The sequence below is a fragment of the Burkholderia torrens genome, assembly GCF_984668525.1.
The window spans coordinates 348,663-369,773 of sequence record NZ_OZ480212.1 but is presented as its reverse complement, the minus strand read 5'-3'; the positions used below and the strand labels follow the sequence as shown (position 1 = coordinate 369,773).

The window sequence follows — 21,111 nt, the reverse complement described above, 5'->3', positions numbered from 1 at the left end:
GCGGCGGTACGCGTGCGATCAGCGCAGCACGCCGTACGACGAACTCGGCCGGCGCAGCGCGTCGATGCTCGCGCCGCCGGCGCCAGTGACGAACAGCAGCAGGAAACCGCCGGCGATCGCGACGTTCTTCCAGAAGTGGATCACCATGTCGTGCTGGACGGCGGCGTTGGTCGCGTCCCAGAAATTGTGTCCGACCATCGCGGTCGCGATCGTGTAGACCGCCATCAGCAACGCGAGCGGGCGCACCTTGTAGCCGACGATCAGCAGCAGGCCGCCGAGCCCCTCGATCGCGACGACGATCGGCGCGACGACCTGTTGATAGGGCACGTTCATCCCGTGCAGATACGCGACGAAGTCGCTGTAGCCGAGCAGCTTCATGATGCCGCCCCACAAGAACAACGCCGCCAGCGCCAGGCGTGCGAAAAAAATGACGCCGGAATCGACGGTACGCGTCATGCCTCTCTCCTCGTATGCAATTCGGCCGGCCGCGCCGGGCGCGCCCGTGCGGTTCAGCGCCGCGCGGCCCGGGAGGGCGCGCGGCAAATGGGCCAGCATAGAGGGTCTTTTCGCCGTGTCCAAGAAAAAGGTTGTAGCAAATCTTTACACTGCGGCGGCGGTGCCGGCGGCCCGGCGCGGCGCAAAACGCGTTTAGCCCGCGTCGCTCAACAGCACGCCTTTCTTGAAGATGAAGCAGCCGTAACCGCGCGTTTCGCCGGTGACGATCACCGCGTACGTCTGCTGCGCGCGTTCGTAGAACGCGAAACGCTCGACGCCGGTCAGCGGCACCGTGCGCCCTTCCGCGCGGTCGATCTCGGCCTGCACTTCACGCTGCACGGGCGGCACCGCGGTTGCGTCGCCGACGACCTCCATTCGCCATGCCGGCGTGTCGACGAACGTGTCGAGCGGCAGCACGGACAGCACCGCGCGCACGACGCGCGCCGAATCGGCGCCGTCGATCCGCAGCGCGCGGCCGACCACCGTGTGCTCCGCGACGGATTCCGCCGGGAAATTCGCGTCGCAGATCGCAATTTCGTCACCGTGGCCCATCGCACGCAGCGTGTGCAGGATGTCGGCGTGCAGCAGCGGGTCGAGATTCTTCAGCATGTCGGCTAGTCTCCGGGATCAGGAACAAACCGCATAACGTTACCCGATCCCGGCGGCCGTTGCGCATGCAATGTTCGCGTCACGACGCCGCGGCCGGCATTTCGTCGATGAAACCCGTGACCGCCGCGAGACGGCCCGAGGCGTCGACGGTGCCGAAGTCCGAACCCTTCACGATCGCCGCGCCGTCGGGCGACTCGAGCGCCCACGAAAACCGCACGTGCTGGCCGAACGCGTCGACGTCGGTCGTGCGGCGGAAACGGTAGGCGGGGAAGCGCGCCTGCACGGCCGCGATCATCGTGTCGATGCCTGCGTGGCCGTCGCCGGCCATCAGCGGATCGCGGTAGGTCGCGTCGCTCGCGTAGGTCGCGTCGATCAGCGCACGGCGGCGCGCGACGTCGGATTCGTTCCATGCGTCGAAGTAGCGGTCGATCAGGTCGGCGTGAACGGACGAAGCGGATTGGGCGGTGTTCATGGCGAGGCTCCTTGTGTCGATGAGAGGACGGGGGCGCGAACGTTTCGGGTCCGCGTGCCGCTATCGTCGCCGGGTGCACGCGGACGGTCGATTACGCGACAGGTAAGGAAATCTCGCGCGCCGCACCCGCGCCGCCGCCACGAAAACGGGCGCCCGAAGGCGCCCGCATCCTCTTGCCGGCCATGGCCGCGCGTTTCAGGTCACCGGCGCCGGATTGAACAGCGTCAGCGCATTCGCGAGCTTCCATTGCTCGGCCCACGTGCGGCGCTTGCCGCTCGCGACGTCGAGCATCAGCCGGAACAGCGCCCAGCCGGTGTCCTCGATCGTCGCCGCGCCGGTCGCGATCTGCCCCGCGTCGAGATCCATCAGGTCGTGCCAGCGGCGCGCGAGATCGCTGCGCGTCGCGACCTTGATCACCGGCACCTGCGCGAGGCCGTACGGCGTGCCGCGGCCGGTCGTGAAGATGTGCAGGTTCATGCCGGCCGCGAGCTGCAGCGTGCCGCAGATGAAGTCGCTCGCGGGCGTCGCCGCATACAGCAGCCCCTTCTGCCGCGCGCGGTCGCCGGGACGCACGACGCCGGCGATCGGCGCGCTGCCCGACTTCACGATCGACCCCATCGCCTTCTCGACGATGTTCGACAGGCCGCCCTTCTTGTTGCCGGGCGTGGTGTTCGCGCTGCGGTCGACGCGGCCGCGCTGCAGGTAGCGGTCGTACCAGTCCATCTCGCGGATGATCTCGCGCGCGACTTCTTCGTTCGCCGCACGGGACGTGAGCTGTGCGACGCCGTCGCGCACTTCGGTCACTTCCGAGAACATGATCGTCGCGCCGGCGCGCACCAGCAGGTCGGCCGCGAAACCCACGGCCGGGTTCGCGGTGAGCCCCGAAAACGCGTCGCTGCCGCCGCACTGCACGCCGACGACGAGATCCGACGCCGGGCACGTCTCGCGACGGCGGCGGTTCAGCCGCTCGAGATGCGCTTCGGCCATCTTCATGATCGAATCGATCATCGAGTTGAAGCCGACGTGCGCGGCGTCCTGCAGGCACACGACGCCGCCGTTGCCGGCCGCGCCGTCGGCGGTCACCGGAATCGCGCCGGGCGGCAGCAGGCGCTCGGGCTGCAGCTTCTCGCAACCGAGGCTCACGGTCATCACCTCGCCGCCGAAGTTCGGGTTCAGGCTGATGTTGCGCAGCGTGCGGATCGGGATGTCGGCGTCGGGGGCGTCGATCGCGACGCCGCAGCCGTACGTGTGCTCGAGCCCAACCACGTCGTCGACGTTCGGGTAGCGCGGCAGCAGCTCGTCCTTGATCCGCTTCACCGCATGCTCGACGACGCCCGACACGCACTGCACGGTCGTCGTGATCGCGAGGATGTTGCGCGTGCCGACCGAGCCGTCGGCGTTGCGGAACCCTTCGAAGGTATAGCCTTCGAGCGGCTCGAGCGGCGGCGCGGCGCGCGTCGCGAGCGGCAGGTCGTCGAGTCCCGGCGGCTCGGGCATGCGCATCGTGCGCTCGTTGACCCAGCTGCCGCGCCGCAGGTCGGTGAGCGCGTAGCCGATCACCACGTTGTAGCGGACGACCGGGTCGCCGGCCGCGAGATCGACGAGCGCGACCTTGTGCCCCTGCGGCACGCCTTCGCACAGCGTCAGCCCGTCGGCGAACGTCGCACCTTCGGGCAGGCCACCGTCGTTGACGACGATCGCGACGTTGTCGTCCGGGTGCACGCGGATGTAGAGAGGGGAAGCGGTCATTGCAATTCCTGAGGGCTATCGGCCATATCGTTAGTCATCATACGACATTCAACCTCAACCGGCGATGCTGCGTAAACCCTTATCCGGAAAGACCCTACCCTTGACCGACCAGCAAACCGCTTGCGCCACCTTTTCCCTCGTTGTACGATGACATACAACGACATCGCCAATTCGGCTCGTATGCCGTTCCCGACGAACCCAGCACTCGCGCTAGACGGACGACCCCAACCATGACTTCACCGCAAGAACTCAAACAGATCATCTCCCACGGCCTGCTGTCGTTTCCGCTGACGGATTTCGACGCCGACGGCAGCTTCCGCCCGTCCACCTATGCGGAGCGCCTGGAATGGCTGGCGCCGTACGGCGCCAGCGCGCTGTTCGCGGCCGGCGGCACCGGCGAATTCTTCTCGCTCACGCAGCGCGAGTATTCGGACGTGATCCGCGTCGCGACGGAAACCTGCAAGGGCAAGGTGCCGATCCTGGCCGGCGCGGGCGGCGCCACGCGCGTCGCGATCGAATATGCGCAGGAGGCCGAGCGCCTCGGCGCGAGCGGCGTGCTGCTGATGCCGCACTACCTGACCGAAGCGAGCCAGGAAGGGATCGCCGACCACGTCGAGCAGGTGTGCCGCGCGCTGAAGATCGGCGTCGTGGTGTACAACCGCGCCAATTCGAAGCTGAACGCCGACATGCTCGAGCGCCTCGCCGACCGCTGCCCGAACCTGATCGGCTTCAAGGACGGCGTCGGCGAAATCGAGAGCATGGTCACGATCCGCCGCCGCCTCGGCGACCGGTTCGCGTACCTCGGCGGCCTGCCGACGGCGGAAGTCTATGCCGCCGCGTACAAGGCGCTCGGCGTGCCGGTGTACTCGTCGGCCGTGTTCAACTTCATCCCGAAGACGGCGATGGCATTCTACGAAGCGATCGCGAAGGACGACCACGCGACGGTCGGCCGCCTGATCGACGAGTTCTTCCTGCCGTACCTGAAGATCCGCAACCGCCGCGCGGGCTATGCGGTCAGCATCGTCAAGGCGGGCGCGAAGCTCGTCGGCCACGACGCGGGCCCGGTGCGTGCGCCGCTCGTCGACCTGACCGACGAAGAAGCGGCCGAACTCGACGTGCTGATCAAGAAGATGGGCCCGCAGTAAGCGGGCGTGGCCGGCGGCGCGTGCCGGCCGCGATCGCTTGTTCGTTGCTTTTTTCGGTCATGACGCATGCATCCGCTGCGATGCATGCCGTCATCGTCACATCTGCGCGATGATCCCGACGATCCGGTAGCGCACGTTCCCCAGCTTCACCCGCGTCGCCTCGATCTGGCCCTGCGCACCGGTGCGGGCGCGCGCATTCGATTCGCCGTCGAGGATCTGCCCGAGCACGTCGCGGTCGACGACCGCATCGAAGAACCGGCCGACCGTGATCGTCGCCGACTGCTTCGCGGTCGCGAGCTGGCTGTTCGCCTGCATCAGCGCTTCGGTGCGCAGGTTCGGGTCGCGTTCGTCGATGCTGCGCCGGTACTGGAGCGCGAACACCAGCGCTTCCATGTCCTGCCGGAAGCGGCGCACGGCCTGCCCGAACACGAGCGAATGCGCATCGGCGCCCGTGACGAGGCGCCCCTGGTTGATCGTCACGTCGAATTCGCTGCCGCCGAGGTCGTGCTGGAATTCCTGCAGCGCGTTCGCGAGCACGCGCCCTTCGCTGTATTGGCCGATCTGGGTGCGCACGGATTTCGCGACGTCGCCGATCGCTTTCCACAATCCGGCCGCGAACAGGTGATCGCCACGCTTGTTGATGTTCATTGGAAGGTTCCCTCGTTGTCTTTTGTCGGTCTCTCAGGCTCGCCTGCGGGCCGGGCGGCCCGAGGCATCGCTACTGTAGGAGAAAATCGGGAGACAGGAAAGCCGACCTCGCCTCGGCAGAGCATCAACATAAGCACCGTTTGATGCCATAATTGATGCATCGAATTTCTCGGGAGCCGCACATGCGCACCACCTTGTCCCTCGACGACGCGCTGCTCGCCAAAGCGCAGCAATTGACGGGCGTCACCGAAAAATCGGCGCTCGTGAGAGAAGCGCTGCGCGCATTGATCGCCCGCGAAAGCGCGCGGCGACTTGCTCGCCTCGGCGGTACCGAGCCCGACCTTGAATCGGTTCCGCGCCGCCCGTCGGAGCCCGCATGATTCTTGTCGACACGTCAGTCTGGATCGACCACTTGCGGGCCGGCGACGCAGCGCTCACAACATTGCTGGAAGCTGAGCGAGTGTTGATCCATCCGTTCATCGTCGGTGAACTCGCGCTCGGCAGCATGCGCAATCGCCAGACCGTACTGGATGCGCTGCGCGACCTTCCCGCCGCAACCCCAGCGACCGACGACGAAGTCCAACGCATGATCGACGTTGTACCGCTTCACGGGCTCGGCATCGGTTACGTCGATGCACACCTGCTCGCCTCGGCCAGGCTGACCGACGGCACCAAGCTATGGACGCGCGACCGGCGCCTGCTGGCTGCAGCGGAGCGCTTGCAACTCGTCGCCCACCCTGCTCATTGACCGGGCACAACCAGCACAGAGGCCCGCGCTGAAGAAAACAAGGCGGCGGAGCCAGCAGGCACCGCCGCCTTGTTTCAACGTGCCGGAACGCGTCCCTCGCAGGACGCTGCCTTCAACGACTACGCACCTTATTCCGCCTTCCCGTCCCGCAGACGCGGAATCGCCAGCGGATTGCCTTCCTGCAACGCTTCCGGCAGCAGGTCGTCCGGGAAGTCCTGATAGCAAACGGGCCGCAGGAAACGCTCGATCGCCGTCGCGCCGACCGACGTGACGGTCGGGTTCGACGTCGCGGGGAACGGCCCGCCGTGCACCATCGCATCGCACACCTCGACGCCGGTCGGGTAACCGTTGACGAGCAAGCGCCCGGCCTTGCGTTCGAGGATCGGCAGCAGCCGGCGCGCGAGCGGCTTGTCGTCTGCATCCATCTGCAGCGTGGCCGTCAGTTGGCCTTCGAGCGCGTCGAGCACGCGCGCGACTTCGTCGAGATCGCGGCAACGCACGATCAGCGACGCCGGCCCGAACACCTCGTGACTGAATGCCGGCTCAGCCAGGAACGCCTGCGCGCCGACTTCGTACAGCGCGCCGCCGGCCTGGCAGTCGGTCTGCGCCGCCTCGCCCGCGCCGATTTCGCGCACGCCCGGCAGTTCGGCCAGCTTGCCGCGGCCGTTGCGGTACGCATCGGCAATGCCGGGCGTGAGCATCACGCCGGCCGGCTTCTTCGCGAGCGCCTGTGCGGCGACGGTTTCGAAGCGATCGAGATCGGGGCCGTCGATCGCGAGCACGAGGCCCGGGTTCGTGCAGAACTGGCCGACGCCGAGCGTCAGCGAATCGACGAAGCCCGTCGCGATCGCGTCGCCGCGCGCGGCAAGCGCGGCCGGGAACAGCACGACGGGGTTGATGCTGCTCATTTCCGCGTAGACGGGAATCGGCTGCGGGCGCGCGTTCGCGATCTGCACGAGCGCCATGCCGCCCTGGCGCGAACCGGTGAAGCCGACGGCCTGGACCGCCGGATGGCCGACCAGCGGCGCGCCGATCACGCGGCCAGGGCCGACCAGCAGCGAGAACACGCCGGCCGGCATGCCGGTTTTCGCGACGGCGGCGCGGATCGCGCGGCCGACCAGCTCGGACGTGCCGAGGTGCGCTTCGTGCGCCTTCACGATCACCGGGCAGCCGGCCGCGAGTGCCGACGCCGTATCGCCGCCGGCCACCGAGAACGCGAGCGGGAAGTTGCTCGCGCCGAACACGACGACGGGCCCGAGCGCGACTTTCTGCAAACGCAGGTCCGAACGCGGCAGCGGCGTGCGCGCGGGCTGCGCGGGATCGATCGACGCGGCGAGGAAGCGCCCGTCGCGCACGACGCGCGCGAACAGCCGGAGCTGGCCAACGGTGCGGCCGCGCTCGCCCTGCAGCCGTGCGGCGGGCAGGCCCGTTTCAGCGTGCGCGCGCTCGATCAGCGCGTCGCCGAGCGCGACGATTTCATCGGCGATCGCTTCGAGAAACGCCGCGCGGGCCGCGAGCGGCTGCGTGCGGTACGCATCGAACGCGTCGCGTGCGAGTTCGCACGCGCGGTCGACGTCGGCCTGCGTCGCGATGCCGAACGCCGGCGCGTCGATCGGCGCGCCCTTCGTCGGGTCGAACGCGTGCAAGGTGCCGGCCGAGCCGGCCACCGCGTCGGCGCCGATCAGCATCTCTCCTGTCAGTTGCATGGGGTTGCTCCGTGGTTCGGGAATGGATTGCTCATTGTAACCCAACAGATACGATGTCTGCCGACTTCGTCGTATCACTGTCGCCGCCTGCGAAGGCGCCGACGATACATCCGAAAGCGTTGCCTGGCCAGAGAATCGCGACCTTCCCACACTGTGACGACGGCTTTCAAAGGGAAAACCCGAGGTTTCTGAATGCGACCATCCTCAATAAACTCTAGGCCATGTCATACGACGACATACATTTAAAGTGAACAATCAGACTTCCCCTCGCGATCTTCCGCTCGATCTCGCGCGTACCGCGCGCCGGACCGCCGTGCGCTACTGGATCCTGGCGATGCTGTTCGTCGTCACGACGCTCAACTATGCGGACCGCGCGACGCTGTCGATCACCGGCACGCCGATCCGCAAGGCGTTCGGCATCGACCCGGTGACGATGGGCTACATCTTCTCGGCGTTCAGCTGGGCGTACGTGCTCGCGCAGCTGCCGAGCGGCTGGCTGCTCGACCGCTTCGGCGCGCGGCGCGTGTATGCGGCGAGCATCTTCCTGTGGTCCGCGTTCACGCTGCTGCAGAGCGCGATCGGCCTCGGCGGCAGCGCCGCGTTCGCGGTCGCCGCGCTGTTCGCGATGCGCTTCGCGGTCGGCATCGCCGAGGCGCCCGCGTTCCCCGCCAATGCGAAAGTCGTCGCGAGCTGGTTCCCGACCGCCGAGCGCGGCACCGCGTCGGCGATCTTCAACGCCGCGCAGTACTTCGCGGCCGTCGTGTTCTCGCCGCTGATGGCATGGCTCACGCATGCGTACGGCTGGCACCAGGTGTACCTGTGGCTCGGCCTGGCCGGCATCGCGCTCGCGTTCCTGTGGCTGCGCGTCATGAAGGACCCGGCCGACCATCCGGCCGTGAACCGCGCGGAACTCGACCATATCGAACAGGGCGGCGGCCTCGTGCGGTCGACGGGCCGACCGACCGCGTCACGCGGCACCGGCGGCGCGCGTGCGGAAGGCAGCCGCGTGGCCGGCTGGTACTACGTGCGCCAGCTGCTGTCGAACCGGATGCTGATTGGCGTGTACCTCGGCCAGTACTGCGTGAACGTGCTCACGTACTTCTTCCTCACGTGGTTTCCGATCTACCTCGTGCAGGCGCGCGGGATGTCGCTGCTGAAGGCCGGTTTCATGACGTCGCTGCCCGCGATCTGCGGATTCCTCGGCGGCGTGCTCGGCGGGATGCTGTCGGACGCGCTGATCCGTCGCGGCGTGTCGCTGACGCTCGCACGCAAGATTCCGATCGTCGGCGGGATGGCGCTGTCGATGGCGATCATCGGCTGCAACTACGTCGACAGCGAAGCGCTGGTGATCGTGCTGATGGCCGTGTCGTTCTTCGGCAAGGGGATCGGCTCGCTCGGCTGGGCGGTCGTCGCGGACACCGCGCCGAAGGAAGCGATCGGCCTGTCGGGCAGCCTGTTCAACATGTTCGGCAACACGGCCGGCATCGTCGCGCCGATCGCGATCGGCTACCTCGTCGGCGCGAGCGGCTCGTTCAACGGCGCGCTCGTGTTCGTCGGGCTGAACGCGCTCGTTACCGTGTTCAGCTATCTCGTGATCGTGAAGGACATCAAGCGCGTCGAATTGCGTCATCGCGACGCTTGAAGTTCACGCTAAAAAAACGGCGGCCGCGTAAAAGCGGCCGCCGTTTTTGCATCAGGTCGACATCAGGTCGACGCATGCGCGACGCGCAGCATGTCGTGCACGCCGGACGTCATCAGCGCAAGAAACGCGAGCAGGCCGACGTAGCAGAGCGCGTACGTCGTCTTCGTCTCGATCGACGTCGCGTAATACACGCGGTTCTCCGGCGCGTCGGGATCGTAGCGCCACGCGCGCTTCAACTGCGGCAGCGCGAGGATCGCCATCACGATCAGCAGCGGGCTCGGGCGATACACGAACAGTGCGATCAGCACGGGCACGCCCGCGAACCAGATACGCGGCGACAGCACTGCGGTGATCCGCCCGCCGTCGAACGGCGACAGCGGAATCATGTTGAACAGATTGAGGAAGAAGCCCGTGTACGACAGCGCGAGCAGCAGGTTACTGTCGTAGTGGCGTGCAGCCGCGTAGCAGGCCAGCGCGCCGAGCGTGCCGACGAACGGTCCGGCCAGCCCGACGTACGCTTCCGTTTCCGCGTCGTGCGGCATCTCCTTCAGCTGGATCCATGCGCCGACGAACGGGATGAAGGTCGGCAGCCCGACGTCGAGCCCGCGCCGCTGCGCGGCGAGGTAGTGGCCGGCCTCGTGCACCAGCAGCAGCGCAACGAAGCCGGCCGCGAAGCGCCAGCCGTAGAACAGCGCGTAGACCGCGATCGACGCGAGCATGGTGCCCGCCGACACGAGCACCTTGCCGAGCTTCAGGCCGCCGAAGATCAGCAGCAACAGCTTCGTCATTCCTTGCGCTCCGTGGCAGCCGCGTCGGATGCGTCGGCGACGGCCGGCACCGCGGCCGCCTTCGGCTTGCGCCCGAAGAAGCGCTTCAGCGCCGCGCCGCCGGCCAAGAGCGCGACCGCGCCGATCTTGAAGAACTTCACCGCGAACGCACCGATCAGCGCGAGCAGGCCTAGCTTCTTCGCGCCGACGCCGACGATCAGTGCCGCGAGGCCGTACTCGGCGACGTGGTCGGTCGACTTGTTGAAATCGGCGTAGCGCTTGCCGTCGTTGAAGCTGATGTTCGACAGCAGGTCGTCGGCCGATGCCTTGTATTTCGGCAGGTCGGCGAGCGTCGACGCCATCGTCAAAGACAGGTAGCCGTCGCGGCCCAGCACGAGCGTCCGGTAGTTCACGCCATCGTTCCCGGCGTTCGGCGCCGCGCCCTTGTCGCGGATGATCGCGGACCACACGAGCCGGTGCGTGGCCGCGTCGTACGCGGGCGCCTTCGCCCAGCCGACCACCTCGGTTTCCGGCAGGCCGCGCTCCTTGCGCCCGGGGTTGTCTTCCTCGGTGCCGGACTGCAGGCTCTTCAGCAGCTCGTCGGGCTTCCAGTCCTTCGCGTCGTCGTCGCGGATATAGCCGCTCGGCTCGAACGACACGACGGAAATCCAGTCGGCGTCCGGGTCGTCGGGCAGCACGAGGCCGACCAGCTTCGATTCGTCGATCGAGTTGCCCATCGAGCGCAGGTAGCGGCCGGCTTCGGCGGCCGGCACGAACGACTCGCCGGCCTTCAGCTTCAGCACGGCTTCGTGTTTCACGTCGATGTCGGTCGGCCCCTTCACGACCGCTTCGTTGGCGGCCGCGGCGGCGGCCCTCATTTCCACCTGCGCAGCTTCGGTCTGCGCGTGGCCGCTGGTCGCGGCGAGTGCGAGCGTCGCCACGCAGGCGAGCCGGACGGCAAGTTTTTTCATTGTTGGATTCCCCTGGAATGCCTTGTTGTGAATGTGCGCGGCAACCGGCCCATGCGTTGTCGTCGCGGGTCCGGCACCGCCTCTCAGGTGGCACGGGGGCTATGGTAACGCAGCGGCCAAACGCCACCGGGGCGGCGCGCGGCGCTTACCTCGCAGGTAATGCCCAAGCAGCGCGGGATTGCCTATCATCTGCACAATGAACTCGACCGCCGCCCTCCATTCGCCCTCCCCGTCCGCCGGCCGCGCGTCCGGCATCGGCCCGCTGCTGCGCACGTGGCGGCAACGCCGGCGCCTGAGCCAGATGGCGCTCGCGCTCGACGCGGAAGTGTCCGCGCGCCACCTCAGCTTCGTCGAATCGGGCCGCGCGCAGCCGAGCCGCGAGATGGTGCTGCATCTCGCCGAACGCCTCGACGTGCCGCTGCGCGAGCGCAATGCGCTGCTCGTCGCGGCCGGCTTCGCGCCGCTGTTTCGCGAACGGCCGTTTTCGGACCCGCAACTGGATGCCGCGCGACATGCGGTCGAAGCCGTGCTGCGCGGCCACGAGCCGTACCCGGCGCTCGCGGTGGACCGCCACTGGACGCTGCTCGCCGCGAACCGGATGCTCGGTGCGCTGGTCGCGCAGGCCGATCCCGCGCTGCTGCAGCCGCCCGTCAACGTGCTGCGGCTCAGCCTGCATCCCGACGGCCTCGCGTCGCAGATCGTCAACTGGCACGAATGGCGTGCGCACATCCTGCATCGGCTGCAGCGGCAGATCGATGCGAGCGGCGACCGCACGCTGCATGCGCTGCGCGACGAACTCGCCGCCTATCCGGCGCCGGCCGGCCAGCCCGACGACGCGCCGGCGCGCGCCGACTTCGCGGATATCGCGGTGCCGCTGCGGCTACGCACGGCGACCGGCGAGCTGACGTTCTTCAGTACGACGACGGTGTTCGGCACGCCGGTCGACGTGACGCTGTCGGAACTCGCGATCGAGGCGTTCTTTCCGGCGAATCCGGAGACGGTGGAGGCGATGCGGGCGCTGGCGGACGCGTTGCCGGTGGAATGAAGCCGGCAGGCGCGCCGGCGCCGCGGCCGCGATCAGCGGCGTTCGAGCGCCAGCTTCACGCCGAGTCCCAGCAGGACCACGCCGCTGACGCGATGCATGCGCGTCAGGATGCGCGGGTTGCGGCGGATCGACGCCGACAGCAGGCCGGCGAACAACGCGACCGGCCCCTTGACGAGAAACGTCAGTCCGGCAAACGTCGCACCCAGCACGAACAGCGACAGCATCGGATGCGCGGCGCCCGCCGGCACGAATTGCGGCAGGAACGCCAGATAGAAAAGCGCGACCTTCGGATTCGACACGTTCGACAGCGCGCCTTGCGCGAACGTGCGAAGCCGCGATACCTGCGCGCCGCTGCTGCTCGCGAGCGTCAGTTCGCCCGACGAACGCAACAGCGTGATGCCGAGGTACAGCAGGTAAAGCGCGCCGATCACCTTCAGCGCCGTGAACAGCCATTCGGATGCCTGAAGAAGCGCGCCCAGGCCGAGCGTCGCGAGCGTCGTATGCACGAGCAGCCCGACGCTGACGCCCGCGGCAGTCACGAGGCCCGCGCGCGTGCCGCCGGACAGCGTGCGCGACATCACGAGGACCATGTCCTGGCCGGGCGTCAGAATGATCAGAAGGGATGTGGCCATGAACGGCAACCAGGCGACGTGCGGCATCGGGAAACTCCTGAAAGCGGCGCCAGAGCGGGCGGGGATCGCGCGCTCGGGAGGCCGGGCAGTCGTCAGATTATCGGCAACTTCCGGTGGAGATTGGATGCAAACACGGCTACTTTCGGGCGACGATTTGGCGTTATTCTCCAATCTTGACACTATCGGTAGCTAAAAATGCCAATCAAACTGGATGCGATCGATCGACGCATTCTGCGTGCGTTGCAGCAGAATTCGAATCAGACGAACGCGGACATCGCGCAACAGGTCGGCCTGTCGCCCACGCCGTGCCTGCGCCGCGTTCACCTGCTCGAGGAACAGGGCGTGATCGACGGCTACGTCGCTTTGCTGAACCCGGCAGCCGTCGAACTGCGCTTTATGGCATTCGTGCGCGTCACGCTGGAGCGTCAGGACAAGACGACGGTCGAACGCTTCGCGCGCGAGATGGAACAGGCGCCCGAAGTGCTCGAGTGCCACCTGATGGCCGGCAGCTACGACTATCTGCTGCGCGTGATCGCGAAAGATCTCGACGACTATCAACGCTTCCAGATGGAGACGCTCACGCAGATCGAAGGCGTCCGCAACGTCGAGACCGAGATTCCGCTGAAGCGCATCAAGCAGACGGTTCGCCTGCCGATCTAGGCCTCCAGAAACGTCACGGGCTGCCCCGCCGGTTGCCCGCTCAACTCCCCATCGCGCACGACGACCTGCCCGCGCACGACCGTATGCACGGGCCAGCCCGTGACCGCGCATCCGTCGTAAGGTGTCCAGCCGCTCACGCTGGCGATCCATTCGTCGCGGATGATCCGCCGCGCGCGCAGGTCGACGATGCTGAAATCGGCGTCGTAGCCCGCCGCAATGCGCCCCTTCCCTTCGATGCCGAAAATGCGCGCCGGCCCGGCGCTGGTCAGGTCGACCAGCCGCTCCAGGCTCAGGCGGCCCACATGCACGTGGTCGAGCATCAGCGGCAGCAGCGTCTGCACGCCGGTCATCCCGCTCGGCGATTGCGGATAGGGGCGGCGCTTTTCGTCGCGCGTATGCGGCGCATGATCGCTGCCGATCACGTCGACCACACCCTCGCGGACGGCCTGCCACAACGCATCCCGATGATGCCGGTCGCGCACGGGCGGATTCATCTGCGCGAACGTGCCGAGCCGCTCGTAGCAATCAGGCGCATGCAGGCTCAGGTGATGCGGCGTGACCTCGACCGTCACGCGCCGCCGATGCTGCGCAAGAAACGCCATTTCGTCCGCCGTGGACACATGCAGCACGTGCAGCCGGCGCCGCGTCTCGGCAGCCAGCCCGACGATGCGCCGCGTCGCGATCAGCGCGCTTTCCTCGTCGCGCCAGCGCGGATGGTCGTGCACGTCGCCGCTCGCTTCCACGATCGCCTTGCGTTCGCGCAGCCGCGCCTCGTCCTCCGCATGCACGGCCATGCGCCGCCGCCCGTTGCGCAGGATCCGCCGCAACACGGTTTCGTCGTCGGCCAGCAGATCGCCGAACGAACTCCCCATGAACACCTTCACGCCCGCGCAGCCAGGCAGGCGCTCGAGCGCCGGCAGCCGTTCGGCGTTCACGGCGGAGCCGCCGATGTAGAACGCGTGGTCGCACCACGCACGGCCGTGCGCGAGATCCAGCTTCGCCTGCAGATCCTGCCCGCTCAGCGTCAACGGATGCGTATTGGGCATCTCGAAGATCGTCGTGACGCCGCCGAGCACCGCGCCGCGCGTGCCGGCCTCGATCGTTTCCTTGTGCGTCAGCCCCGGCTCGCGGAAATGCACCTGGCTGTCGACCACGCCCGGCAGCACATGCAATCCGCCGGCATCGAGCACGACGTCGGCGCTCCAGGTGCCGTGCAACGCGCCTAGCGCGACCACGCGGCCCTCCGCGCACGCGACGTCGATCCGTTCGGCGCCGTTGGGCGTCATCACCGTGCCGCCCTGCACGAGCAGGTCGACGTGGCGGCGCTTCGGCACGTCGGTGGCTTCACGTCGCAGCCGCTCGCCCATGACTCAAAACTCGTTCTGGATATGCTTGTAGCCGAGCACCAGCGCATTGTTCGTGCGCGCGACGTCCTCGGAGAAATCGCTCGCGTCGGCCGTGACCTGCGGCAACGCGGCGAGGTCGGTTTCCGGCCCGATGCGCTCGGTCGAACGCACGTAGAAGCCCGGCGGCAAGTGACAGCCGTCGACGACCGCGTTGTACCGCACCACGCAACCGTCGTCGATCGTGCAGTTGAACAGCACGCTGTTGAACCCGACGAACACGCCGTCGCCGACCTTGCACGGCCCGTGGACGATCGCGCGATGCGCGATCGACGTATGCCGGCCGATCGTCACGCTCGCGCCCGACTTCGAATGGATCACCACGCCGTCCTGGATGTTCGAATGCGCGCCGATCACGATCGGTGCGATCTGGCCGTCGGCATCCGTTTCGTCGGCGCGGATCACCGCGTACGGGCCGATGAACACGTTCTCCTCGACGATCACGAGCCCGCACAGGATGGCGGTCGGGTCGACGAACGCGTTCGGATGAATCCGCGGCAAGTCGCCGCGCGGGTTCTTTCGGATCATGAGGATTCCTGCTTGGCAAGGAGATGGCCGCGCTTGAGCCGCTCGAACAGGCCCGGATCGCGCCACTGCGCGGCGATGGCCGGTGCGAACACGATCGCATCGAGGTCGATGCGGCCCATGCGCGGATTGAAGGCATCGCCGCGAAAGCACTGCGCGTAGCCGGTCTCGGTCTCGTGCACGATGACCGAATGCAGCCGCACGTCGGCTTCGCCGTTCGACATGCGGGCGCACGACAGCGCCGCGTCGACGAGACGGAAGAACACGCGCGAGAACTGTTCGGCGCTCGGCGATACGGGCAGCAGCACCCAGCGCTCGGAATGGCGGCGCATGCTCTCGACGTAGCGCGGATCGTCGTCCGACCACAGCGTCACCGCATGGTCGAACGCGTCGATCAGGTCGCGCACGTCGCCCTTGAGCAACCCGAAGTCGTAGATCATCTGCCCGCGATCCAGCGCATGCGCTTCGAGCAGCAGCTCGACGCGGTACGAATGGCCGTGGATCGAATGCGAGCAGCGCCGCGTGCTGCAACCCCGCACGACGTGCGCATTCTCGAACCGGAACAGCTTTCGGATCAGCATGCGTCGGCACCTTCCGGAACCGGCGCGGCCCAGGCCACCGCATCGTGCGGGTGCAGGCTCTCCAGATGGCGCACGTGAATGCGCGGGCTCGCGTGATGACGTTCCAGCGCGGCCTGCACGCGCCGCGCCGCATCCTCGACGAACATCAGGTTTTCGCCGTTCAGCACCGCGAACGCCTGTTCGTCCGCGCGCTTGACGGCCGTCTGTACCGGCGTGCCGAGCGCGTGCTCGACGCGATCGATCAGGTCGATCAGCCCCAGCGCCGCGCCATCGGCGGGCAGCGCCACGCTGACGACGGCTTCGCTGCGCTGGCTGTGCGGCGTGGCCGCCGTCGCATGCTGCTTCAACCACGCGGCAACCGCCGCCGCCTCCACGCGATCCGCGCGGCCGAACGCCGTCAGGAATGCCTGTTCGACCCAATGCCGCGACAACGCGGCCGAGCACGGACACGTCGACGAATAGGCAACCGTCACCTGCGCGCGCAGCTCGAACGCTTCGCCCGCCAGCGTCGCATCGACCTGAACCGGATAGGCCTTCCACCCGGCCAGCCCCTCGGTCACGAGCGCCGTGCGACGGGCCAGTAGGTCGAAACGCAGCCGCACGCGCGCGCTGCGCGTGTCGCAGTCGCGGTGGCTGTCGACCATCGCTCGCAGCACACGCCGCAGGCCTGCCGGCGACAGCGCTTCGCCATCCGCGAGCCGGTCGAGCAGCCCGTACAGCCGCGACATGTGGATGCCTTTCACATGCGGCGCAGGCAGATCGACCTGCACGTCGGCACGCGCGTGCACGTCGCGCCGGCAGCCGGGTTCGGCCACCCTCACGGGCAGGTCGATGCCCTGCATGCCGACCCATTCGAGCGGGCGGCGGCCCGGCGCGACATCGGTCAGGGAAACATCGGGAAGGGCTGCATTCATGCTCGGCATCCGGTGGAGCGCCTTCTCCATCCGGATCGATGCAGGAAGCGCGCGTTCAGGTCAGGACCAGTCGCTAAACGGGTTGTCCCACGTGGTCCAGTGTTCGGGGCCGGTGGCCATCTCGGCGTCGGTCAGCAGGCACGCGTCGAAGCGCGCGCGCAGCGCGGGCTCGTCCATGTCCATGCCGATCAGCACGAGTTCCTGGCGTGCGTCGCCGACGTGCTCGTCCCAGCGCGCGCGGATCTGCGCGACGGCTTCGGCGTCCTGCGGCCAGCGCTCGGGCGGCACGGCCGCCCACCAGTGGCCGGCCGGCCCGTGCCGCGCGACCGCGCCGGCCTGCGACCACGACCCGGCGACGGTCGGATGCGTGGCCAGCCAGAAGAACCCCTTCGAGCGGACGACGCCCGGCCATTCGCTTTCGACGAGCGCGAAGAAGCGCTGAGGATGGAACGGCCGCCGCGCGCGGTAGACGAAGCTGCGGATCCCGTATTCGTCGGTCTCCGGCGTATGCGTGCCGCGCATCTCCTGCAGCCAGCCCGGCGCGCGCGACGCCGCGTCGAAATCGAACAGCCCGGTGTCGAGCACGCGCTCGAGCGGCACCTTGCCGAACTCGGCGATCTCGATCCGCGCACGCGGGTTCAGCCCGCGCAGCAGCGCGACCAGCCGCTCGCGCGCGCCGGCGTCGATCAGGTCGATCTTGTTGATCACGATCACGTCGCAGAACTCGATCTGGTCGATCAGCAGATCGACGACCGTGCGTGCATCCTCGTCGCCCATCGATTCGCCGCGCGACTGCAGGCTGTCGCGCGACGCGTAGTCGCGCAGGAAATTGAATGCGTCGACCACCGTCACCATCGTGTCGAGCCGCGCGACTTCGCCGAGGCTGCGGCCGTCCTCGCCTTCGAACGTGAACGTCTCGGCCACCGGCAGCGGCTCCGAAATGCCGGTCGATTCGATCACGAGCTGGTCGAAGCGCCCTTCGCGCGCGAGCCGGTCGACCTCGATCAGCAAATCCTCGCGCAGCGTGCAGCAGATGCAGCCGTTGCTCATCTCGACCAGTTTCTCGTCGGTGCGCGACAAGCCCGCGCCGCCGTCGCGCACGAGCGCCGCATCGATGTTGACCTCGGACATGTCGTTGACGATGACCGCGACGCGCCGGCCCTCGCGATTGTTGAGGATGTGGTTGAGCAGCGTCGTCTTGCCCGCGCCGAGGAAGCCGGACAGGACGGTCACGGGAAGCCGCGTGGGCGGTTGGAGTGCGGTACGCATCGGGCGATTCCGGAAGAGGACGTCGAAGTGGGAATGATATATTGTATCGCAACGATATAACATATCATTTCAGGCGTCCAGCAGGTCGTATGCAGCGAGCGCGATTCACGATGCCTCCAGCGCTCCGGTTCGACGCGAGCCGAAGGCGGCGGCGGCACCGCCCATGTCATGCCGAATGAAAGGTGTGCTTGATAAGCTCGTCGGCGAGACCGATGGCTGCCCACACCCAACCATGAAAAAGAACGACCTTGCCGTGTTGTCACTCTGCGCGATGCTGCCCGGCATCGCGCTCGCGCAATCGATCGCGGCCCCGGCGCTGAAGCCGGGCGATACCTGGACCTACATCAATACCGTCGAAATCGGCCCGAACGGCTGGCGCCAGACGCGCGACCAGATTTCCGTGCAGCGCACCACGTCCGACCACATCTATGTCGAAACGCAGCAAAGCGGCACGACGCAGGCGCCGCGCGAAATGATCGTCGACTCGGACTGGAGCCGTTCGCGCAGCGTCAACGGCACCGAAACCGTCGTGAACCGCCCGCTGGCGTTTCCGCTGACGGCCGGCAAGACCTGGGAGATCAGGTATAGCGAAGCGCACCCGAATCCGCAGCATGCGTCGGAAGCGTACGACACGCATTACAAGGTCGTCGGCTCCGACACCGTCACGGTGACGGGCGGCAAGTTCGACGCGATCAAGATCGAGGCCGAAGGCACGTGGAAGGCGCAATCCGCGCCGGGGCAGTCGATCACGTCCGGCGTGTCCCGCAACGCGGGCGGTTCGACGATCGTGATGCAAAGCCGCAACAACGGGACGGCGGAACAGACCGGCAAGACCTACAAGGCGTTCTGGTACGTGCCGGCCGTGGGCCGCTGGGTCAAGTCGGTCGAGGAGTACTACGACGCGAACGGCTTACGGACGGCGCGCTATTCGGACGAACTGGCGTCGTACAAGCGCGCCGGAACGGACATTGTCATGCCGCTGGCCAGCAGGCCCGCGCCCGCCGCCGGCGCACCGGAAGGCCCGCCTCCCGGCGATCAATGACGGCGACGGAGCACGCGCTCACTTACGTATAGAGCGACGCCGGCGGCAGTTCACCGGTCAGCGCGAACCGGCCGACATCGCGCAGCCGATAGTCGAGCGGATCGTGCAGCGTATGGGTGCGCGCATTCCGCCAGAAGCGGTCGAGGCCGAGCGATGCGGCCGTCGCGCGCGCGCCGCACGCATCGAACAGCGCTTCGCCGTTGTCGAGCGCCGCGCGCTGCGCGACGATCTTCGCTTCCGATACCGCCAGCGCGACTTCCGCGCGTTCGTCGGCCGTCAGCGCATCCTGCCGCGCCCACGCGCGCTGCAATGCATCGGCCGCGCGATCGGCCAGTGCCGCCGCGGCAACCGCACGCACGCGCATGTCGCCGAAGCGCTGCAGCGTGTACGGATCGTCCTCGGCCCGCTCGACGTCCGAGTGGATCCACGGGCGGCCATGCTGCCGCACGTAATCGCGCGCCTCGGCCAGCGCGCCTTCCGCCAGCCCGACGAACAGGTTCGTCAGCACGAGCTGCGACACGAGCGTGCGCAGCGTCGCGCGCGGCGTCGGCGGCGACTCGGAACGGTGCAGCACTTCGTCCGCCGCGAGTATCACGCCGTCGAAGCGCACGCTGCCGCTGTCGGTCTGGCGCTGGCCGACCGGATCCCAGTCGTCGTTGACCGTGATCCCCGCGCGATCGGTCGGCACGACGCCGAAGACGGTGCGGCCGATTGCCGGATCGTGCGCGGACACCGTCATCCGCTGCGACCCGCGCGTGCCCGAACAGAAGCCTTTCACGCCGTCGAGCCGATAGCCGCCGTCGGGCGTGGCCGTCGCCACGAGCCGCGTATCGAGCGGATTGACCGCATTGCCCCACCACCAGCGCTCGTCGACCGTGCCGCGCAGATAGCGTTCACGCTGCGCGGCGCTGCCCCATACGTCGACGCTCACGACCTGCAGGCACTGGAACCCGACGAGATGCGCGAGCGCGCTGTCGACGCGCGCGACCTGCCGGATCGCGTCGTAGATCGCGGGCCACGCGGCTTCCTGTCCGCCGAACGCGCGCGGCACCGCGAGCGTCAGCAGGCCCGCGTCGGCGAGCCACTGCTTCTCCTGTGCCGCGTGGCCGCCCGCGCGGTCGCGCTCGGCGGCGGTCACGCGCAGCGCGTCGATCGCGCGCGCCAGCGCCTCGCGGTCGACGGCCGGTGCATCGGTATCCGGCGCCAGCGTCGCCGGGCCGCGTGGATCGTTCATGCAATGGCTTCCTGTTCAACGGTTGTGCCCGACAGCGGCACCAGCGCGCCGAGCGGACGGCCGGTCAGCCGCGACAGGATCTCGTGCCGCCAGTCGTCGTAGATCGCACGATATTCGGCGATATCCGCGCCGAACACCAGCGCGGTATGCGCGTACTCGTCGTGCAGATAGCCGTCGAGCCGCGCCTGCATTTCCTCGTCGGCCGCGATCACGCGATCGATCAGCGCGTCGCGCTCGGCGGCCGGCAGCGCCTGCAGCGTGTCGAACCACCACTGGACGATCTGCACGCGATGCCACTCCTCGTCCGGCCGGATCCGGTTCTCGCCGTGCTCGCGCATCGCGCCGTCGCCGATGCGGCCGGTCTTGCGCTGGATCCACAGCTTCGCGAGGATGTGCAGCTCGTAATGCCATTCGAACGCGAGAAAGCCCGCAACGTCGCGTACCGCGATGTCGCCGATGCGCGCCCAGTGCGCGGCGACGAGCCGGTCGACTTCCGGCAGCGGATCGCGCCCCGTCAGTTCGGTCACGCGTTCGCGGCCGATCACCGCGTGCGCGCCGTCGTCGCCGAGCTGGCGAGACAGGATCAGCTGGAAATGCGGATCGTCGCGGAACAGCGTGTCGATCGCCTTCGCGACGACCTGCACGATGAACAGGTCGTGCGACGCCATCTTCGTGTAGTAGTCGGCGACGGCGGCCAGTTCGTCGTCATTGCGCGGCTCGCGTGGCGGCGTCGCCGCCTTGTCGGGGAAGTCCGGACGATGGCGTCGCGCCACGTCGAGAAACAGCGCTTCCTCGAATTGTCCGTTCCATTCGCGCGGCGCGCCGATGGGCAAGGTCATGTTTTTGGTTCTCTC

Annotated in this window: 23 protein-coding genes; 7 read left to right on the top strand and 16 right to left on the bottom strand. The window is 67.9% G+C overall.

What is annotated here, in order from left to right; translation table 11 throughout:
• Window positions 1–18: 18 nt before the first annotated feature.
• The 4 genes from AC5LXX_RS18065 to garD form a co-directional block, all read right to left on the bottom strand.
• Window positions 19–456 (bottom strand): DoxX family protein, encoded by a 438-nt coding sequence (locus AC5LXX_RS18065; RefSeq protein ID WP_006491342.1) that lies wholly within the window; start codon window positions 454–456, stop codon window positions 19–21.
• Between the two features lie 192 nt (window positions 457–648).
• Complete coding sequence (locus AC5LXX_RS18060; RefSeq protein WP_124455590.1) at window positions 649–1,104, bottom strand: RbsD/FucU family protein; 456 nt, start codon at window positions 1,102–1,104, stop codon at window positions 649–651.
• 79 nt (window positions 1,105–1,183) lie between these two features.
• Window positions 1,184–1,576 carry a nuclear transport factor 2 family protein gene (locus AC5LXX_RS18055; protein ID WP_493412519.1) on the bottom strand — a complete coding sequence of 131 codons (393 nt, stop codon included), beginning with the start codon at window positions 1,574–1,576 and terminating at the stop codon, window positions 1,184–1,186.
• Between the two features lie 195 nt (window positions 1,577–1,771).
• Window positions 1,772–3,325, bottom strand: a complete 1,554-nt coding sequence (gene garD, locus AC5LXX_RS18050) for a galactarate dehydratase (protein WP_493412518.1) — start codon at window positions 3,323–3,325, stop codon at window positions 1,772–1,774.
• A 230-nt stretch (window positions 3,326–3,555) separates the two neighbouring features.
• On the opposite strand from garD, the gene kdgD reads away from it, so the two are divergent.
• On the top strand, window positions 3,556–4,470 hold the full coding sequence (kdgD, locus tag AC5LXX_RS18045; protein WP_011546881.1) for a 5-dehydro-4-deoxyglucarate dehydratase: 915 nt from the start codon (window positions 3,556–3,558) through the stop codon (window positions 4,468–4,470).
• 96 nt (window positions 4,471–4,566) lie between these two features.
• Here the strand turns inward: kdgD and AC5LXX_RS18040 are convergent, their stop codons facing one another.
• Window positions 4,567–5,118, bottom strand: coding sequence for a hypothetical protein (locus tag AC5LXX_RS18040; protein ID WP_493412517.1), 552 nt, complete (start codon window positions 5,116–5,118; stop codon window positions 4,567–4,569).
• A gap of 182 nt (window positions 5,119–5,300) precedes the next feature.
• On the opposite strand from AC5LXX_RS18040, the gene AC5LXX_RS18035 reads away from it, so the two are divergent.
• Together AC5LXX_RS18035 and AC5LXX_RS18030 are read left to right on the top strand one after the other, a co-directional pair.
• The gene (locus AC5LXX_RS18035) at window positions 5,301–5,498 is read left to right on the top strand and encodes a type II toxin-antitoxin system VapB family antitoxin (RefSeq protein WP_006752328.1); all 198 of its coding nucleotides are present in this window, start codon (window positions 5,301–5,303) and stop codon (window positions 5,496–5,498) included.
• Window positions 5,495–5,866 (top strand): type II toxin-antitoxin system VapC family toxin, encoded by a 372-nt coding sequence (locus AC5LXX_RS18030; protein ID WP_322081703.1) that lies wholly within the window; start codon window positions 5,495–5,497, stop codon window positions 5,864–5,866. The genes AC5LXX_RS18035 and AC5LXX_RS18030 overlap by 4 nt, the downstream gene beginning before the upstream one ends.
• Window positions 5,867–5,994: 128 nt before the next feature.
• Here AC5LXX_RS18030 and AC5LXX_RS18025 read toward each other — a convergent pair whose 3' ends face one another.
• Window positions 5,995–7,572, bottom strand: a complete 1,578-nt coding sequence (locus AC5LXX_RS18025) for an aldehyde dehydrogenase (NADP(+)) (RefSeq protein ID WP_493412516.1) — start codon at window positions 7,570–7,572, stop codon at window positions 5,995–5,997.
• A 247-nt stretch (window positions 7,573–7,819) separates the two neighbouring features.
• On the opposite strand from AC5LXX_RS18025, the gene AC5LXX_RS18020 reads away from it, so the two are divergent.
• Complete coding sequence (locus tag AC5LXX_RS18020) at window positions 7,820–9,214, top strand: MFS transporter (RefSeq protein WP_493412515.1); 1,395 nt, start codon at window positions 7,820–7,822, stop codon at window positions 9,212–9,214.
• 62 nt (window positions 9,215–9,276) lie between these two features.
• Here AC5LXX_RS18020 and AC5LXX_RS18015 read toward each other — a convergent pair whose 3' ends face one another.
• Entirely contained in the window at window positions 9,277–10,002 is a 726-nt protein-coding gene (locus AC5LXX_RS18015) for a site-2 protease family protein (protein ID WP_493412514.1), read from the bottom strand.
• On the bottom strand, window positions 9,999–10,952 hold the full coding sequence (locus AC5LXX_RS18010) for a DUF2167 domain-containing protein (RefSeq protein ID WP_493412513.1): 954 nt from the start codon (window positions 10,950–10,952) through the stop codon (window positions 9,999–10,001). Before AC5LXX_RS18010 ends, AC5LXX_RS18015 begins: the two co-directional genes overlap by 4 nt.
• A gap of 196 nt (window positions 10,953–11,148) precedes the next feature.
• Here AC5LXX_RS18010 and AC5LXX_RS18005 point away from each other — a divergent pair, with 196 nt between their 5' ends.
• Window positions 11,149–11,997, top strand: a complete 849-nt coding sequence (locus AC5LXX_RS18005; protein WP_493412512.1) for a helix-turn-helix domain-containing protein — start codon at window positions 11,149–11,151, stop codon at window positions 11,995–11,997.
• Between the two features lie 32 nt (window positions 11,998–12,029).
• Here the strand turns inward: AC5LXX_RS18005 and AC5LXX_RS18000 are convergent, their stop codons facing one another.
• Window positions 12,030–12,656: a LysE family translocator gene (locus AC5LXX_RS18000; RefSeq protein ID WP_493412511.1), complete on the bottom strand. Its 627-nt coding sequence runs from the start codon at window positions 12,654–12,656 to the stop codon at window positions 12,030–12,032.
• Between the two features lie 168 nt (window positions 12,657–12,824).
• Between AC5LXX_RS18000 and AC5LXX_RS17995 the strand changes: the two genes are divergently transcribed.
• Window positions 12,825–13,289, top strand: a complete 465-nt coding sequence (locus AC5LXX_RS17995; protein ID WP_493412510.1) for an Lrp/AsnC family transcriptional regulator — start codon at window positions 12,825–12,827, stop codon at window positions 13,287–13,289.
• Here AC5LXX_RS17995 and AC5LXX_RS17990 read toward each other — a convergent pair.
• Genes AC5LXX_RS17990 through zigA form a run of 5 tightly spaced genes read right to left on the bottom strand, consistent with a single transcriptional unit; the run spans window position 13,286 to window position 17,981 of the window.
• Entirely contained in the window at window positions 13,286–14,656 is a 1,371-nt protein-coding gene (locus tag AC5LXX_RS17990) for a dihydroorotase (RefSeq protein WP_493412509.1), read from the bottom strand. The genes AC5LXX_RS17995 and AC5LXX_RS17990 overlap by 4 nt on opposite strands.
• 3 nt (window positions 14,657–14,659) lie before the next feature.
• Window positions 14,660–15,220: a gamma carbonic anhydrase family protein gene (locus AC5LXX_RS17985; RefSeq protein WP_322081710.1), complete on the bottom strand. Its 561-nt coding sequence runs from the start codon at window positions 15,218–15,220 to the stop codon at window positions 14,660–14,662.
• Window positions 15,217–15,798 (bottom strand): 6-pyruvoyl trahydropterin synthase family protein, encoded by a 582-nt coding sequence (locus AC5LXX_RS17980; protein WP_493412508.1) that lies wholly within the window; start codon window positions 15,796–15,798, stop codon window positions 15,217–15,219. The genes AC5LXX_RS17985 and AC5LXX_RS17980 overlap by 4 nt, the downstream gene beginning before the upstream one ends.
• The gene (folE2, locus tag AC5LXX_RS17975; RefSeq protein WP_493412507.1) at window positions 15,792–16,712 is read right to left on the bottom strand and encodes a GTP cyclohydrolase FolE2; all 921 of its coding nucleotides are present in this window, start codon (window positions 16,710–16,712) and stop codon (window positions 15,792–15,794) included. Before folE2 ends, AC5LXX_RS17980 begins: the two co-directional genes overlap by 7 nt.
• A gap of 60 nt (window positions 16,713–16,772) precedes the next feature.
• A complete protein-coding gene (zigA, locus tag AC5LXX_RS17970) occupies window positions 16,773–17,981 on the bottom strand; it encodes a zinc metallochaperone GTPase ZigA (protein ID WP_493412506.1) in 1,209 nt (402 codons plus the stop codon).
• Window positions 17,982–18,213: 232 nt separating this feature from the next.
• On the opposite strand from zigA, the gene AC5LXX_RS17965 reads away from it, so the two are divergent.
• A complete protein-coding gene (locus AC5LXX_RS17965; RefSeq protein ID WP_493412505.1) occupies window positions 18,214–19,023 on the top strand; it encodes a hypothetical protein in 810 nt (269 codons plus the stop codon).
• Between the two features lie 22 nt (window positions 19,024–19,045).
• Here the strand turns inward: AC5LXX_RS17965 and AC5LXX_RS17960 are convergent, their stop codons facing one another.
• Together AC5LXX_RS17960 and AC5LXX_RS17955 are read right to left on the bottom strand one after the other, a co-directional pair.
• The gene (locus AC5LXX_RS17960) at window positions 19,046–20,257 is read right to left on the bottom strand and encodes an acyl-CoA dehydrogenase family protein (RefSeq protein ID WP_493412504.1); all 1,212 of its coding nucleotides are present in this window, start codon (window positions 20,255–20,257) and stop codon (window positions 19,046–19,048) included.
• Window positions 20,254–21,096, bottom strand: a complete 843-nt coding sequence (locus tag AC5LXX_RS17955; RefSeq protein ID WP_493412503.1) for a hypothetical protein — start codon at window positions 21,094–21,096, stop codon at window positions 20,254–20,256. Before AC5LXX_RS17955 ends, AC5LXX_RS17960 begins: the two co-directional genes overlap by 4 nt.
• Window positions 21,097–21,111: the final 15 nt, after the last annotated feature.